Source organism: Pseudonocardia xinjiangensis (genome assembly GCF_012911925.1).
In the GTDB taxonomy this organism is placed as follows: Bacteria; Actinomycetota; Actinomycetes; order Mycobacteriales; family Pseudonocardiaceae; genus Pseudonocardia; species Pseudonocardia xinjiangensis.
The window spans coordinates 202322-216452 of record NZ_JAAXKY010000001.1 but is presented as its reverse complement, the minus strand read 5'-3'; the positions used below and the strand labels follow the sequence as shown (position 1 = coordinate 216452).

19 protein-coding genes and 1 pseudogene are annotated in these 14131 nt (G+C 71.4%); 13 read left to right on the top strand and 7 right to left on the bottom strand.

What is annotated here, in order from left to right; translation table 11 throughout:
• Nucleotides 1-1075: phosphotransferase family protein (locus HF577_RS01070; protein WP_312858863.1), on the top strand; the 1075-nt coding region annotated here is incomplete at its 5' end.
• A 94-nt stretch (nt 1076-1169) separates the two neighbouring features.
• Here the strand turns inward: HF577_RS01070 and HF577_RS01065 are convergent.
• Nucleotides 1170-1544, bottom strand: coding sequence for a cupin domain-containing protein (locus HF577_RS01065; protein ID WP_169393760.1), 375 nt, complete (start codon nt 1542-1544; stop codon nt 1170-1172).
• Between the two features lie 59 nt (nt 1545-1603).
• Between HF577_RS01065 and HF577_RS01060 the strand changes: the two genes are divergently transcribed.
• Nucleotides 1604-2074, top strand: coding sequence for a MarR family winged helix-turn-helix transcriptional regulator (locus HF577_RS01060; RefSeq protein ID WP_312858862.1), 471 nt, complete (start codon nt 1604-1606; stop codon nt 2072-2074).
• Between the two features lie 7 nt (nt 2075-2081).
• Here the strand turns inward: HF577_RS01060 and HF577_RS01055 are convergent, their stop codons facing one another.
• A complete protein-coding gene (locus HF577_RS01055) occupies nt 2082-3404 on the bottom strand; it encodes a cytochrome P450 (RefSeq protein ID WP_211173599.1) in 1323 nt (440 codons plus the stop codon).
• 116 nt (nt 3405-3520) lie between these two features.
• Between HF577_RS01055 and HF577_RS01050 the strand changes: the two genes are divergently transcribed.
• Complete coding sequence (locus tag HF577_RS01050) at nt 3521-4372, top strand: metallophosphoesterase family protein (RefSeq protein WP_169393758.1); 852 nt, start codon at nt 3521-3523, stop codon at nt 4370-4372.
• 39 nt (nt 4373-4411) lie between these two features.
• Here HF577_RS01050 and HF577_RS01045 read toward each other — a convergent pair whose 3' ends face one another.
• Nucleotides 4412-4669 (bottom strand): type B 50S ribosomal protein L31, encoded by a 258-nt coding sequence (locus tag HF577_RS01045; RefSeq protein ID WP_169393757.1) that lies wholly within the window; start codon nt 4667-4669, stop codon nt 4412-4414.
• A gap of 84 nt (nt 4670-4753) precedes the next feature.
• On the opposite strand from HF577_RS01045, the gene HF577_RS01040 reads away from it, so the two are divergent.
• Nucleotides 4754-5143, top strand: a complete 390-nt coding sequence (locus tag HF577_RS01040) for a hypothetical protein (protein ID WP_169393756.1) — start codon at nt 4754-4756, stop codon at nt 5141-5143.
• A gap of 57 nt (nt 5144-5200) precedes the next feature.
• Entirely contained in the window at nt 5201-6412 is a 1212-nt protein-coding gene (locus HF577_RS01035; protein ID WP_312858861.1) for an MFS transporter, read from the top strand.
• Between the two features lie 85 nt (nt 6413-6497).
• Here HF577_RS01035 and HF577_RS01030 read toward each other — a convergent pair whose 3' ends face one another.
• Genes HF577_RS01030 through HF577_RS01020 form a run of 3 tightly spaced genes read right to left on the bottom strand, consistent with a single transcriptional unit; the run spans nt 6498 to nt 9190 of the window.
• Nucleotides 6498-7541: a DUF2891 family protein gene (locus HF577_RS01030; protein WP_169393755.1), complete on the bottom strand. Its 1044-nt coding sequence runs from the start codon at nt 7539-7541 to the stop codon at nt 6498-6500.
• Complete coding sequence (locus HF577_RS01025) at nt 7528-8496, bottom strand: DUF979 domain-containing protein (RefSeq protein ID WP_169393754.1); 969 nt, start codon at nt 8494-8496, stop codon at nt 7528-7530. Before HF577_RS01025 ends, HF577_RS01030 begins: the two co-directional genes overlap by 14 nt.
• Nucleotides 8483-9190: a DUF969 domain-containing protein gene (locus tag HF577_RS01020; protein ID WP_169393753.1), complete on the bottom strand. Its 708-nt coding sequence runs from the start codon at nt 9188-9190 to the stop codon at nt 8483-8485. Before HF577_RS01020 ends, HF577_RS01025 begins: the two co-directional genes overlap by 14 nt.
• A gap of 233 nt (nt 9191-9423) precedes the next feature.
• Here HF577_RS01020 and HF577_RS01015 point away from each other — a divergent pair, with 233 nt between their 5' ends.
• The 3 genes from HF577_RS01015 to HF577_RS01005 all read left to right on the top strand — a co-directional run bounded on the left by HF577_RS01015 (nt 9424) and on the right by HF577_RS01005 (nt 10747).
• Nucleotides 9424-9840: a hypothetical protein gene (locus HF577_RS01015; protein WP_169393752.1), complete on the top strand. Its 417-nt coding sequence runs from the start codon at nt 9424-9426 to the stop codon at nt 9838-9840.
• 64 nt (nt 9841-9904) lie between these two features.
• Complete coding sequence (locus HF577_RS01010) at nt 9905-10258, top strand: ArsR/SmtB family transcription factor (protein WP_169393751.1); 354 nt, start codon at nt 9905-9907, stop codon at nt 10256-10258.
• Between the two features lie 3 nt (nt 10259-10261).
• Nucleotides 10262-10747, top strand: coding sequence for an SRPBCC family protein (locus HF577_RS01005; RefSeq protein WP_169393750.1), 486 nt, complete (start codon nt 10262-10264; stop codon nt 10745-10747).
• 99 nt (nt 10748-10846) lie between these two features.
• Here HF577_RS01005 and HF577_RS01000 read toward each other — a convergent pair whose 3' ends face one another.
• Nucleotides 10847-11029 carry a hypothetical protein gene (locus HF577_RS01000; protein WP_211173597.1) on the bottom strand — a complete coding sequence of 61 codons (183 nt, stop codon included), beginning with the start codon at nt 11027-11029 and terminating at the stop codon, nt 10847-10849.
• Nucleotides 11030-11262: 233 nt separating this feature from the next.
• On the opposite strand from HF577_RS01000, the gene HF577_RS00995 reads away from it, so the two are divergent.
• From HF577_RS00995 to HF577_RS40050, 5 genes and pseudogenes are all read left to right on the top strand, one after another.
• Nucleotides 11263-11667, top strand: a complete 405-nt coding sequence (locus tag HF577_RS00995) for an SDR family oxidoreductase (RefSeq protein ID WP_169393749.1) — start codon at nt 11263-11265, stop codon at nt 11665-11667.
• Nucleotides 11668-11768: 101 nt separating this feature from the next.
• Entirely contained in the window at nt 11769-12344 is a 576-nt protein-coding gene (locus HF577_RS00990) for a TMEM165/GDT1 family protein (protein WP_312858860.1), read from the top strand.
• Between the two features lie 486 nt (nt 12345-12830).
• Nucleotides 12831-13247, top strand: coding sequence for a DUF998 domain-containing protein (locus HF577_RS00985; protein ID WP_169393748.1), 417 nt, complete (start codon nt 12831-12833; stop codon nt 13245-13247).
• An 85-nt stretch (nt 13248-13332) separates the two neighbouring features.
• Entirely contained in the window at nt 13333-13518 is a 186-nt protein-coding gene (locus tag HF577_RS00980) for a hypothetical protein (RefSeq protein ID WP_169393747.1), read from the top strand.
• 99 nt (nt 13519-13617) lie between these two features.
• Nucleotides 13618-14021 (top strand): annotated as a pseudogene (locus tag HF577_RS40050) (DUF6223 family protein).
• Nucleotides 14022-14131: the final 110 nt, after the last annotated feature.

The window sequence follows — 14131 nt, the reverse complement described above, 5'->3', positions numbered from 1 at the left end:
GGTGGGGGGATTGGATGGTGGGATGAGCCGATCACCGGAGATCGAGGCCGTGCCGCCCGGTCCCCTGACCGAGTGGCTGCGTGCCGAGGTACCCCAGCTGCCGGTGGGCGACGAGCCCGTCGGCATCGAACGCATCTCCGGGGGGCACTCGAACCTCACCTACCGGATCACCGATGCCGCAGGCGGGCGCTGGGCACTGCGGCGTCCGCCGACCGGCATGGTGCTCGCCACCGCCCACGACATGAGCCGCGAGTGGCGGTTCATCACGGCGCTGGCGCCCACCGCGGTGCCGGTGCCGCCGCCGGTCGCCTACTGCGCCGACCCCGACGTCATCGGCGCCGAGTTCTACCTCATGGAGTTCGTCGACGGCGTGGTACTCGGCGACGAGGCGTCGGGACACCGGCTCGATCCGGGCCCGCCCCGGCGCACCGCGGGACTCGACGCCGTCGACGTCCTGGCCGCTCTGCACGCCGTGGACCCCGACGCGGTCGGTCTGGGGGATTTCCGGCGTTCCGGGAGCTACCTGGAACGGCAGCTGCGGCGCTGGCACCGTCAGGTGCACGAGTCGGCGGTGCCGGATCTGTCCACAGTGGACGCCGTGCACGAGCGGCTGGTCCAGCAGGCGGCGGCGTTGCCCCCGTCGGACGTGCGGATCGCGCACGGTGACTTCCGGCTCGGCAACCTGGCCGTCGGTCCGGACGGCCGGGTGCGCGCGGTGTTCGACTGGGAGCTCGCCACGCTCGGCGACCCGCTGGCCGACCTGGGGTGGCTGATCGCGTCGTGGGGCCGTCCCGGCGACGCGGTGCCGCCCACGATCACGGGGCCGAGCCTGGTGGCGGGGTACGCCGAGCGCGCCGAGTTGGTGGAGCGCTATGCCGAGCGCTCCGGCCGGGACGTCTCACACCTCGACTTCTACGTGGCCTTCGCCCGCTGGCGGTCGGCCTGCATCGGCGCGGGGGTCTACAGCCGTTACGCCGGCGGTGTGATGGGTGGCGCCGAGGAGGACGGCGGAGCGGCCCGCCTGGCGGCACTGCACCGCCAGGCCGAGACCGCGCTCGCGGCCCTCGGCGGGTGACCGGTGGGCACCACGCACACCCCCTGGCCACCGTGCGCACGTCCTGACGTGTGCACGGTGGCCACCCGGTGGGTGCGGCGCCGGTGTCCGGACCTCAGGCGATCCACGCCGGCAGCACCGGATCCCCGCCGGGCACGGTCGCCCGGGCGCCGGCAGGTGCGGCCACGACCGCGGTGAACCCGGCCGTGGCATCGGCGTGCACCCGGCGCTGCACCCCGACCGGCATCACCACGGTGTCGCCGACCTGGACGGTGAGCGTCTCGCCGTCCAGGTCCACGGTGGCGGCGCCGTCGAGTGCGGTCCACACCTGCTCGACGTCGAACGAGTGCTGCGGACCTGCCGCGCCTGCGGCCATCTCCACCCGCCAGACCGCGAGCGCGCTGCCGCCCTGGGTGGGGGAGGCATGGGTGGTCATCACGGCGTTCGGGGTGGCGGTGCGACGGCTGTCGGCGTGGCGGATGACGTGCATGGCCGGTACTCCTATGATGGACAACGTGGTTGTCGAAATAGTGAACGTGGTTGTCGATCGTGTCAACTGAGCCGCCGGGCTTCGAGCTGCCGCTGCGCCTGCTGCTCGGGTTCCGGGTGCTGATCGACGGGCTGCACGCCGAGCTCGCCCGCCAGGGGCATCCCGACGTCCGGCCCGTGCACGGCTTCGTCCTGCAGGCGGTCGGCCCGGACGGCACCACTGCCGTCGAGCTCGGCCGTCGGCTGGGCATCACGAAGCAGGCCGCCGCCAAGCACGTCGAGGCGCTGGAACGTCTCGGCTACCTGCAGCGCACCGCGGACCCGGCCGACGCGCGCCGCAAGGTCCTGCGGCTCACCGCCCGTGGGGCCGACTCCCTCGCGCGCTCCGCCCGGATCTTCGACGCGCTGCGCGCCGAGTGGGCCGACACGCTCGGCGTGGAGCGGCTGCGCGCGCTCGAGGCCGACCTGCGTGCGATGACCGGGTCCACCCCGTTCCGTCTCGACGTCCCCGGTTGGTTCGGCGGAGGCTGAACCGGCGTCAGGCGTCGACCGTGGCCGAGGACAGCCGCACCGGCATCGCGTCGTACCCGCGCAGGACGCGGGTGGGACGGCGGTGCGGGGGGCCGTTGAGGGTGAGGTCGGGGAAGCGGTCGAACAGCGCGCGCAGCGCCACCTCGCCCTCCATCTTCGCCAGCGCCGCCCCGAGGCAGTAGTGGATGCCGCTGGAGAAGGCCAGGTGGTCGTCGGCGTTCTCGCGGGTGATGTCGAAGCGGCCGGGGTCGGTGAAGACCGCGGGGTCGCGGTTGGCGCCCCCCAGCAGCACCAGGACGACCTGCCCGGTCCGGACGTGTTCGCCGGCCACCTCGGTGTCGCGGCCTGCGAACCGGCCGGTCCGCTGCACGGGGGAGTCGTGCCGGAGGATCTCCTCGACGGCGTTGCCCCAGCGCCCGGGCTCGGCGCGGAGCAGGGCGAGTTGCTCAGGGTGGCCGTCGAGCAGTGCGGCGCCGTTGCCGATGAGGTTGACCGTGGTCTCGAACCCGGCGGCGAGCAGCAGGATGGCGATGCTGGCGACCTCGTCCTCGGTGAGGCGCCCCTCCTCGGCGTGCGCGTGCACCAGTGCGGAGAGGATGGTGTCGGCGGGGTGGCGGCGGATGTGGTCGAAGTGGCCGAGCATCCAGTTCTGCATGGCCTCGAGCTGCTGCTCGGAGCGTCGGAACTCGCGGTAGGGAAGGCCGGTGTCCAGTGACGCCGCGCCGCCGGCGCCCCACTCGAGGAACTGCCTGCGCATCTCGACGGGCGCGCCGAGCATCTCGGCGATCACGGTGGCCGGCAGCAGGCTCGCGTAGTCGGCGACGAGGTCGGCGTTGTGGCCGCGCGCGGCCATCTCGTCGAGGAGCTCCTCTGCCACCTCCTCCGTGCGGCTGCGCAGGGCGGCCACGGCCCGGGCGCTGAACGCCCTGGTGACGAGCTTGCGGAAGCGGGTGTGGTCGGGTGGGTCCACGGCGAGCATCGACGGGGGCTCCACCGGTCCGACGGGTCCCCGGCCTGCGGCGCGTACGGCGAACCGCAACGCGGCGGGGGCCTGCCCGCTCGGGCCGCCGACCACGCCGAAGTCGGGGCTGCGCAGGACGGCGGTGGCGATGTCGTGGTGCGCCGTGTTGAGGACGAGGCCGTTGTCGACCAGGCGCCCCTGCTCGCGCAGGACGTCGTAGTGCGGGAACGGGTCGGCGATCATCTCCCGGTCGAACATGAGCTGCGCGCTCAGATCGCCGTCGCGCATCTTCCGCAGGAGCGTGCGCCGGACCAGCCCGTGTCGCAGCCCCCACCGGAGCGCCTGCCGCGCATCACCTACACCTGGCATCGTGCCCCCCATCGCTCGTGATCGACGGTACCGCCCCATTCCGGCGATGCGGCCGGGATGGGACAGGGTGGGGGTCGACGCGCGCGAGCGGCACCGGCGTCCGGTACGACTGACGTGTGACCATCCCGCGGCTGCTGGCCGTCAGTGACCTCCACGTCCATCACCGGGACAACCGCGCCATCGTGGAGGGTCTGCAGCCGACCTCGGACGGCGACTGGCTGATCGTCGCGGGTGACGTCGCGGAGGAGATCGGGGACGTCGAGTGGGCGCTGGCCCTGCTCCGGGGGCGGTTCGCCCGGGTGATCTGGGTGCCGGGCAACCACGAGCTGTGGACGCGCTCGAAGGACCCGGTACCGCTGCGCGGTGAGGAGCGCTACCGGTTGCTCGTCGAGACGTGCCGGGCCATCGACGTGCTCACCCCGGAGGACCCGTTCGCGGTCTGGGACGGGGCGGGCGGCCCGGCGACGATCGCGCCCCTGTTCACGCTGTACGACTACTCGTTCCTGCCCGAGGGCACCACGACGTCGGCGGAGGGCCTCGAGGCGGCGTACGCGGCGGGGGTGGTCTGCACGGACGAGCACCTGCTCTACGCGGATCCGTTCCCGGACCGGGCCGCGTGGTCCGCCGCGCGGATCGAGGAGTCGGAGCGCCGGCTCGCGCAGGTGAATCCGGACATCCCGACGGTGCTGGTGAACCACTGGCCGCTGACCCGGCTCCCCACGAGGGTGCTGACGTACCCGGAGTTCGCACTCTGGTGCGGCTCCGAGCGCACGGCCGACTGGCACGTCCGCTTCCGGGCCGCCGCCGTGGTCTACGGGCACCTGCACATCCCCCGGGTGACCTGGGAGGACGGGGTGCGCTTCGTCGAGGCGTCGCTCGGCTACCCGCGGGAGTGGAAGGCCCGCGACGAGCGCAACGGCACCACCGTCAGTGAGCTGCTGCCGCGTCAGATCCTGCCGGCGCCCTGACGGGCCCGCGCCCGGCCGTCGGACGCGGGCCCCGCGACGTCAGCTGCGTCCGCCACGCTCGCCGTAGCGGCGACGGAACTTCTCGACCGCTCCGGCCGAGTCGAGCACGCGCGCCGCGCCGGTCCAGTACGGGTGCGAGTACGCCGTGATGTCCACCCGGATCAGCGGGTAGGTGTTGCCGTCCTCCCACTCGACGGTGTCGCCGGAGGTCGCCGTCGAGCGCGTCAGGAACGCGTCGCCGGTGGCCCGGTCCTGGTAGACGACGGGCTGGTAGGCGGGGTGGATGTCGGGACGCATCGTGATCTCCCTTGGTCGAGCTCCGGACTGCTACTGTGCTCCTTAACGAGAACGATTGTCATTTTGTTTCCGGGGGGTAGGACGATGTCCCAGGCGTCTGCGACGGGGTTCACGGCGGTCCTCTGCACCGCCCCCGGCTGCGGGACCGGTGACGAGGGGACGGTCGCGGCGCCGCTCCTCGACGCGCTGCGCAGCGCGGTCCGGACGAGCCGCTACGGCGTGCTCGTCACCACCGGCTGCCTGTTCGACGGCCCTGCCTGCGCGATGAGGGCCACGGCGCCGGTGGTGCTCGTGCAGGCCTGTGACGCCCGGCGCCGACCCACCGGCGTCGCCGTCCGGGTCGGGCCCCTGCGGACCTCGGCGGATGTCGACGCGCTCGCCTCCTGGATCCGGGCCGGGCGCCTCGATCCGGCAGAGCTGCCCGCGCGCCTGCTCGATCTCCATCGCCGGGCCGCGGCGGCGCCGCTGAACTGAGCGACCGGCAATCGGTCCATCTCGACGGGGCCGGTCGAGTTGTGCAGCCTGGTCAGGGTGACCACGACGGGATCCGACGCACTGTCCCGAGCCGGGCTCCGTCGGGTCCTCGTGGTCCTCTGCGTCACCGAGATCACCAGCTGGGGCGTGCTCTACTACGCGTTCCCGGTGCTGGCTCCGAGCATCGCCGCCGACACCGGGTGGTCGATCAGCACGATCACCGCCGCGTTCTCCACGGGCCTGGTCGTCTCCGCTGCCGTCGGGATCCCGGCCGGGCGCTGGCTCGACCGCTCGGGCCCGTGGCCGGTGATGACGGTGGGGTCGGTGCTCGGGGTGCCGGCCGTGGTGGGGATCGCGAGGGCGACCACGCTGCCCTGGTTCTTCGCCGCCTGGACGCTGGCCGGCGTGTCGATGGCCGCGGTGCTCTACCAACCCGCCTTCGCCGCCCTCACCCGCTGGTGGGGACCGCGCCGGGTCACCGCGCTGACCTGGCTCACCCTGCTCGCCGGGCTGGCCAGCACGATCTTCGCCCCGCTCACCGCGGCCCTCGTCGAGCGGCTGGACTGGCGCGACACGTACCTCGTCCTGGCGGGGATCCTCGCCGTGATCACGATCCCCGCCCACCTGTTCGGGCTGCGCGGTCCCTGGCCCCGACCGGAGTCCGTCGCCGAGACCGCCCACGATCCCGGAGCGGTTGCCCGCAGCCGGCACTTCGTGCTCCTGGTCGCCGCGGTCGGGCTGGGGGCGTTCACCGCGTTCGCTGTGGTGGTGAACCAGGTTCCGCTGCTCATCGAGCGTGGTCTCTCCACGAGCGCCGCGGCGTGGGCGCTCGGCCTGGGCGGGGTGGGACAGGTGCTCGGCAGGCTCGGTTACGCCGGACTGGTCGCGACCACCGGCGTGCGCACCCGCTCGGTGCTCGTCCTCGCCGGCACCGCACTCGCGACGGGCCTGCTCGCCGTGCTGCCCGGCCCCCCGGCGCTGCTCGTCGCCGCCGCCATGCTGGCCGGCGCCGCTCGTGGCCTGTTCACTCTGCTGCAGGCCACGGCGATCACCGACCGCTGGGGCACGGCGCACTACGGCCGTCTCGGCGGCCTGCTGTCCGCCCCCGCGATGCTGGCCACGGCCCTCGCCCCGTGGGCCGGGGCCGCGCTGGCCGAGGTGCTCGGCGGATACCCCGCGGTGTTCGTGGTGCTCGCGCTCGTCGCCGTCGTGGCCGCCGTGCTCATCGCCGGGAGCGTCCCGCGCACCGCCGCCGACCGGCGCTCGTGAGGCGCCCCCGGGATTGCAGCAAAGCCACGTTCATGCAACGAGGTTGCAGGAAAGTGGCTTTGCTGCAACTCGGCCGGGTGCGGGGTCAGCCCCGCGGCGCCGCCGCCTCGATCGCCTCCAGCGCCTCCCAGGCGAAGGTCGCCAGCCAGTGGGTGGACATGTACTCGTCGGAGACGCTCGCGGCCAGCCCGGCCGCGAGCATCTGCGGCCCGCTCGCCACGAGACGCCGGCCGAGCTCGGCGGGAGCCCCGGTCCGGGGAAGCAGCACCTCCGCGATGCGGGCGCCGGCGGCCACGCGGTGGAGGTTGAGCCCGAACAGGTGCACCTGCTGCCCGTCGCTCTCGTCGACGACCCCGGCAGGGGCGAAGATCGGGCTGTCCGGTCGCGCGGTGCCGAGGAAGCCGGTGCACCACTCGGCGAACTCGTCCGGGGTGAGGACCAGCCGCATCAGGTCGGCCTCGGCCAGCCCGGGGGAGAGGAAGTCCTGGCCGCTGCGTTCCCAGTCCGCCGGCCAGTCGCGGTCGCCGAGGAACCACGTGCGTGCGGTGGCGACGCACGCGTCCTCCAGTGCCGTGCGCCCCAGCGCGCGAGCCGCGTCGAGGATCATGACCAGCCCGTAGGCGGAGTTGCTGTGCACGCCGTGGCGGACGGGAGCCGCCGCCTTCTCGAGCCACGCTCTCGTCAGCTCGTCGATGGCCTCCACCAGCGGCGTGACGTTCGGAGCGAGGGCACGCAGCGCCTCGACGGGCGATGCGGTGAGCTCCACGGCCAGCCGCATCGCCCACGCCCAGCCGTACGGCCGTTCGTAGCGCGGGTGCGCGGCGAGGTAGGCGGCCTCGGCGTGGAGGTTCGCGGCGGTGAGGTTCCCCGCGAGGAGCTCCCCGAGCCGCGCTTCCAGATCCCGGTCGACGCCGAACGCCAGCAGCCGTGCGCTCAGCCAATGCATGTGCACGCACGAGTGCCAGTCGTAGGAGGTGGCGAACGCGGGATGCAGCTCGATCGGCAGGGCGCGGTCATCGGCGCTGCCCGTCGCGTGGTGGGCCTCGTAGGGGTAGCGCCGGGTGAGGTTGTCGAGCGCGACCGCCGCGAACCCGTCGGCCCATCTCCTGCGATCGTCAGAATGCGACAAAGTACATGATCCCTACGTTGACGAGCAGGAGCAGACCGGCGGTCGGCAACTGCGCTTTGATCGGCCCGTACTTGTCCTTCATCTCCAGCAAGGCGGCCGGGACCAGGTTGAAGTTGGCCGCCATCGGCGTGGCGAGCGTCCCGCAGAACCCGGAGAGCATGCCGATCGCGAAGACCGCCGCCGGGTTGCCACCGAACGTCTGGACGAGCACCGGCCATCCGACGGCGGCGGTCATGATCGGGAACGCCGCGAAGGCGTTGCCCATGATGATGGTGAAGACCGCCATGCCGACCGCGTAGACGACCACTGCGGCGAACAGCGACCCCTCGGGGAGGACCCAGCCGGCGATCGTGCCGACGGCCTTGCCGACACCGGCCTGGGTGAAGAGGATGCCCAGCGTCGAGAGCATCTGGGGGAGCAGGGCTGCCCAGCCGATCGCCTCGAGCAGGCGACCGCTCTCGTGCAGCGGCGTGCCGAGGCTGGGTGGCCGCAGGATCAGCACGGCGACCACGACGGCGATGATCGCGCTCACGCCCAGGCCGGTCAGGGTGGCGCTCCCGTCCGCGAGCAGGGGAGTGCCGCCGATCGTGATCAGCGGCCCGACGGTGGCCACCAGCACCGTCACGACGGGCACGAGCAGGGCGGGGATGAACAGCTTGTTGCCGAAGCGGCGGGCCGAATCGGCCCGCTCCCCGGGTGTGGTCGTCTTCTCCGGCGATCTCGCGGTCAGGCCGAAGCCGGCCAGTGCCACCATCACGAGCACGACGATGCCGAGGATCCAGGCCGGTGCCTGCTTCGACTGCACGAACGTGCCGTAGCCGAAGCTGACCCCGAGCAGCCCCCAGAACGTTCCGCTGGCGATCCGCCTGGGATTCTCGGGATTGTTCAGGATATGCACGGCGACGCCGATGAAGAACGCCCCGATCAGCCAGTAGAGCCATTCATTCGTCAACACGTGCGAGGCCCTTCGGGGGAGCGGGCAGGAAGGCCATCCGGGAGAGCTGCCGGTCGAGCAGCAAAAGTCTGGTGCCGTGTATGAGCAGCGCCGCGACTCCGGTGGGAATGGCCCAGAGCGCGAGTGCGAGCGGTTCGAGGGTGAGGTTGTAGGTGGTGTCGACGAAGCTCGTGATCAGCAGGATCGAGCCGATGGCCACGAAGATGTCCTCGCCGAAGAACACGCCGACGTTGTCCGCCCCGGCAGCGTGTCCCTTGATCTTCTCGGTCATCTTCTCGGGCAGGTCGCCGTACTTCTGCACGGCGGCCCCCTCGGCCATCGGGTAGACGAGCGGCCGTACCGTCTGTGCCGGACCGCCGATGCTGTTGAGGCCGACGGCCGCTGTGACCTGCCGGATGAACAGGTAGGCCGCCAGCAGGCGTCCGGTCGTCAGCTTGCTGAGCTTGCCGATCAGGTGTTTCGCCTGGTCCTGCAGCCCGTACCGCTCGATGAGCCCGATCACCGGCAGCACGATCACGAAGGTGGTGACCGACCGGCTGCCGGCGAAACCCGTACCGAACGCGTCGAGTATCTCGACCGGACCGATTCCGGCAATAGCGGCGGTGGCGATGCCGGCCACCGTGACGACCAGCAGTGGGTTGATGCGCAGCGCGAACCCGACTATCACCAGCGCAACGCCGATGAGTGCGAACATCCTTCTCCGTTTCGGGGGAGCGGAATTCGGCGGTCGCGCGAATTCGGCAGCGCCGCCAAAACTGTAGTATGTGACATAGTACTGAGATCGGCAGGCGTCGTGTCAAGCAACCTGGACGGGACGAAACGCGCTCGTGATCAGCGCTTCACGTGATTCTCCGTAATCAGGATCTTCCGGACATCCAGGGCTCCTGTGTGGCAGCATGCACGTCGGAGCGAAAGAAGGTGGCCGCGATGGTCGGGATCGGGCTCCTCGTCCTGCTCGTCGTCGCCGTGGTCGTCGGTCTCCGGGCCAGCGGGGGAGAGTCGGCGGAGCGGATCGACGTGTGGACGGCTCGGGCCGCGCTCGTGCTGGCCCTCCTCGGCGAGATCGGCGTGGCCTTCCTCGCGACGAGCCTCGGGGCGGCGGACCTCCCGGCCCTCCTGACGTTCGCCGCAGTGCCCCTGGTGCTCACAGCCATCCCGCTCGTGCTGCACGTCGCGACGCTCGGGATCCGGGTTCTCACCGTCGTGTGTGCGCTGCTGCTCAGCGTGTACGTCGTGGTCACCGGCTTGTCGATCGGGCTGTTCTTCGCGCCGGCCGCCATCGCGCTCGTCCAGCTCGCCGCCCTTCGGGCGCGGCGCACCGACGGCCTGGCTGCATCGGACTGACCCGGGAGCCAGTCGCAGGGAAGCCTCTTGACAACGTACAACCGATTAGTTGTATGTTTGTCGCGTGAGCGAGGACGACGAGGAGCGGGCCGACGCCCTGTTCCATGCGCTCGCCGACCGGACCAGGCGCGACATCATGCGCAGGGTGCTGGCCGGGGAGCACTCGGTCTCCGCTCTCGCGGCGAAGTACGACATGAGCTTCGCCGCGGTGCAGAAACACGTCGCCGTGCTGGAGAAGGCCGGCCTGCTCACCAAGCGGCGCAACGGTCGCGAGCAACTGGCCAGCGGCGACGTGAGGGCGGTGCGGTCGGTGGCCTCCATGCTCACCGAGCTGGAACAGGTCTGGCGTGGCCGCATCGCGCGCATCGACGAGCTGATCGCATTCGACACCACAACCCATCCCGACCAGGAGGACTGAACAATGCCCGTCACCGACGTCACGCACGACCTGGACGCCCTGACCCTGACCATCACCGCCGAGTTCGCCGCACCCGTGGAGCGGATCTGGCAGGTGTACGCAGACCCGCGCCAGCTGGAGAAGGTCTGGGGTCCGCCGTCGTACCCGGCGACCGTCGTCGAGCACGACTTCACCCCTGGCGGCCGGGTCAACTACTTCATGACCAGCCCGGAGGGTGAGAAGTTCGCCGGGTACTGGAGGATCACGGCCGTCGACGAGCCGCGGAGCTTCTCGTTCGAGGACGGCTTCGCCGACATGGACTTCACCCCGAACCCGGAGATGCCGGTCTCGACGAACGTCTACACCTTCACCGAGCGCGACGGCCGCACGCGCGCGACGTACGTGGGTACGTACGAGACCGCGGAAGGGCTGCAGAAGGTGCTGGATATGGGCATGATCGAGGGCTCCAGGGCTGCGATCAACCAGATCGACGAGTTCATCGCCTCCTGACGTGACGCCTTGGCTGAGCGGCCTTGCGGCGATGGGGGCGTCGCCGCAAGGCCACCGCTCCACGGCGGGCGATGCCGAGTCCGTCGATGGGGAGTCGACTCAGCCGGCACCGCGAGCGCCGTAGCGGAGCCCGTCGAAAAGGATCGCCGTGATCCGCGTGGCGCCGGCCGCCGCTCCGGCCGCGAGGAGTCGGTCGAGGGCGCGGGCCATCTGTGCCCGGGCGTCGTCGAAGACCGGTGACGACGTGGCCATCATGCTCTCGAGCGCGACGGTCATCCCCATGCCGAAGGAACGCCTCCCGCGCCGCGGTCAGCAACGCTTCCCGGTTGCGCCGCGCACTGGACGTGACGGGGCGCCGGGGCGACCGCGGCCTGGGTAGGCGACCGTCCGTCGCCTCGCCGCGGCCGCAGCGAGCGCGCCGGCGCCGACCCTGAGGCGTCCCGACGAGTCGTGGCTCGCGGACCTGGACTGAACCTGCTCGCGGCCGTCCGGCTCGACCGGGTCCTGGTCCCGGGGTGGTCGAGCGGGGCTCGGGTGTGGTCGGGCACGTGTCGTCGATCGCGAGCCGGCTGCCGCAGCGGGCCGAGGCGTCGTACGCGGCGGCGAAGGCGGCGCTCAACGTCTACAGCCGTGAGCCGGCGACCGAGGTCGGTAGGCACGGTGTGCGGGTGGTGTGCGTCCTGCCGGGCTTCGTGGTCACCCAGGGCGCGCTGCAGCATCTGCAGGGCATGGCCGAGCAGCAGTGCGTCGGCGTGGAGGACGTGAAGCAACAGATCGTGGACCACCTGGACGTGCCGATGGGCCGCCCCGGCGACCCCGGGGACGTCGCGGAGATGATCGCCTTCCTGGCCTCGGACCGCGCCAGGTGGCTGACAGGCGCCGAGTTCCGGGTCGACGGCGGGATACTCCCGGTGGTGTGAGCCCGGTTCACCTGGGCGCGGCAGTGACGAGCATGGTCGGATCCGGCAGGAGCTCCCGTACCGCTTACCGGCTGAACCTCGGCGGAGAGCATCATCTCCCCGTGGGCGTCGCCGCTGCTATCACCTTCGGGATCGTCGCCCTTGCGGAGTTGGCGGACACCAGCGCCTTGGCGACGCTCGTCCTCGGCACCCGCTTCCCGGCCCGGTGGGTGCTCCTGGGAGTCAGCGCCGCCATGGTCCTGCACGTCGGGCTCGCGATCGCCGCCGGGAGCCTCGTGGCGCTGCTGCCGGAACGGCCGCTCGAAGCCATCGTGGCCGTCACCTTCCTCGTCGGCGCGGTGCTGCTTCTCCGCGAGGACGACGATGACGACGAGCTCACCGTCAAGGAGACGCCGAGGACGCGCTGGAGTGTGATAGCGACGAGCTTCGGGGTCACCCTGCTCTCGGAGTTCGGCGACCCGACGCAGATCGTCGTCGTCACGCTTGCGGCGCGATATGACGATCCGCTCGCCGTGGGCGTCGGCGCCGTCTTGGCGTTGTGGGCCGTATCCGCGCTCGCGGTCTACGGGGGCGCCCGCCTGCGCGGTCTCGTGCCGGTGCGCTGGGTGACCCGGGTGGCGGCAGCCATCCTGGTGGTCCTCGCCGCGATCAGCGCGATCAGCGCGATCCTCGGCTAGCACCGCTCCTGCCTGGGTGCCGGTGAGCGCGGTCCAATGCGTGCTCGAGCGACCCGAGACACGACGACGCCCTGTTCGTGCTGGTCAGGAGGCCTTCATGGGAGTGGTGATCGATGCTGGGACCGTGTTCGCTGACTTGACGCTGAGAACCGTGTCGAGGTAGTCGGCGACTGCGTCTCTGTTGCGGGTCAGGCACTCGATGCGTTCGGACAGCCGTGATCCGGGCCGTGATCGAGGTCGCAGGGCACACCTCGTTCACGCCGTACATCGCGGACTCACGCTGTGCCCATGGCCAACGAGGCCGCCCGCGCGCCTGCGGCATGGGGCTACCACAAACGGATGATCACGCCTACCACTGGCGGCTGACCGTACACCGAGCGGATCAGGGCGAAGACACATCCGCCGTCGGACGCACGAATCGCGTCCGGCGACCACGATCGTTGTCATGAAGCGACGCCGATCGGCCGGGACATGATGTCGAGACGGATGTTGCCGACGCGGGCGCTGCTGGTTTGCGGCGCCGTGGCCGGCCCGGTGTACGTGACCGTGGCGATGGCCCAGGCGCTGACCCGCGACGGGTTCGACCTGGCTCGGCACCGCTTCACGGCGCTGACCGCCGGAGACCTGGGCTGGATCCACAGGTCGAACATGCTGCTGGTCGGGGTGCTCACGGTGCTGTTCGCGGTCTGGGCCGCACGGCTGCTGCGGACGGGCCGGGGCGCGACGTGGGGACCGCGATTGCTCGGGCTGCTCGGCGTGGCGTACGTCATCGGCGGCGCGCTGACCGCGGACCCGGTGGCCGGCTTCCCGCCCGGCGGCGCATCAGAGATGGTGCAGACCACCTGGCAAGGGGCTGTCCAGAACGCCTCACGGGGGGCAGCACTGCCCTCCTCATCGCCATGAGCGTTGTGATCGCGAGGCACTCGCCGCCACCGGACGCCAGGGATGGGCCTGGTTCTACGCCCTCTACGGAGCCGCCGTCCCGCTGGTGTTCGCGGCCCTGATCGCCGTCAACTCCGCCGTTGGCAGCTACCCCTACGCCCTGGCAGTGGTCTTCCTCGTGACGCCCTGGATCTGGGTGACCATCCTGGCTGTGCACCTGTACGGACGGGAGTCCGCGCAACGAGGGGGCGTTCGGGCGTTCACGGCGACGAGCGGTGTTCCGGCGGGCTGAGCCGGGGATCGTGCACGTACCCGTGCATGTCCAGAGCCCGGGCTCTCTGGCTCACCGGGATGAGGTGACGTCCAATCGTAGGAGAAGAAGGAGCACGTCATGTCCGTTCTGTTGGCGCTTGCCGCACCGGCGGCCGAGCAGATCTGTACGACCGCGGCTGAATGCGCGAACCAGGGTGTCGACACCTTCGTCGGGACCCCGGCGCGGATCTGGGCGAGCGTGGCTGCAGTGGTGGCGCTGGTCGGCGTGACCATCGGCGGACTGGCGCTGGCCCGCTCCAACCGGCGTATCGGCAACGGCGGGAGGGAGGGGCCATCGTGGCCCTGGTGGCGGGGCTGACCGGCGTGGTCAACGGCGCGGTGAATCTGGCGGTCGCCGACGGTGGTCTCGGCACCGGTAACGGAGTAGCTGGTGGCGCTGTGGCCCTGGTGCTTGGGCTGGTCGGCGCGGCCCTCGGCCGGCTGGTTCTGGCCCGCTCCCGCCGCGCCGAGGTGACCGGCTGACCGCAGCGAATACGAGCGCGCGTTCGGGCCTGTCCGAAGACCGGAGCGGCCCACGCCCGCGGAAATTGGTGTCCGTACTCGCGACGGTAGGCACCCCGCCGTACGCCCCT

Excerpts from the sequence above, each read along its gene's own strand:
- HF577_RS01065 (WP_169393760.1), bottom strand. The coding sequence starts at position 1,544 with ATGCACGTCATCCGCCACGCCGACAGCCGTCGCACCGCCACCCCGAAC.
- HF577_RS01055 (WP_211173599.1), bottom strand. The coding sequence starts at position 3,404 with ATGCCAGGTGTAGGTGATGCGCGGCAGGCGCTCCGGTGGGGGCTGCGA.
- HF577_RS01045 (WP_169393757.1), bottom strand. The coding sequence starts at position 4,669 with ATGCGTCCCGACATCCACCCCGCCTACCAGCCCGTCGTCTACCAGGAC.
- HF577_RS01040 (WP_169393756.1), top strand. The coding sequence starts at position 4,754 with ATGTCCCAGGCGTCTGCGACGGGGTTCACGGCGGTCCTCTGCACCGCC.
- HF577_RS01020 (WP_169393753.1), bottom strand. The coding sequence starts at position 9,190 with ATGTTCGCACTCATCGGCGTTGCGCTGGTGATAGTCGGGTTCGCGCTG.
- HF577_RS01015 (WP_169393752.1), top strand. The coding sequence starts at position 9,424 with ATGGTCGGGATCGGGCTCCTCGTCCTGCTCGTCGTCGCCGTGGTCGTC.
- HF577_RS01005 (WP_169393750.1), top strand. The coding sequence starts at position 10,262 with ATGCCCGTCACCGACGTCACGCACGACCTGGACGCCCTGACCCTGACC.
- HF577_RS01000 (WP_211173597.1), bottom strand. The coding sequence starts at position 11,029 with ATGGGGATGACCGTCGCGCTCGAGAGCATGATGGCCACGTCGTCACCG.
- HF577_RS00985 (WP_169393748.1), top strand. The coding sequence starts at position 12,831 with ATGTTGCCGACGCGGGCGCTGCTGGTTTGCGGCGCCGTGGCCGGCCCG.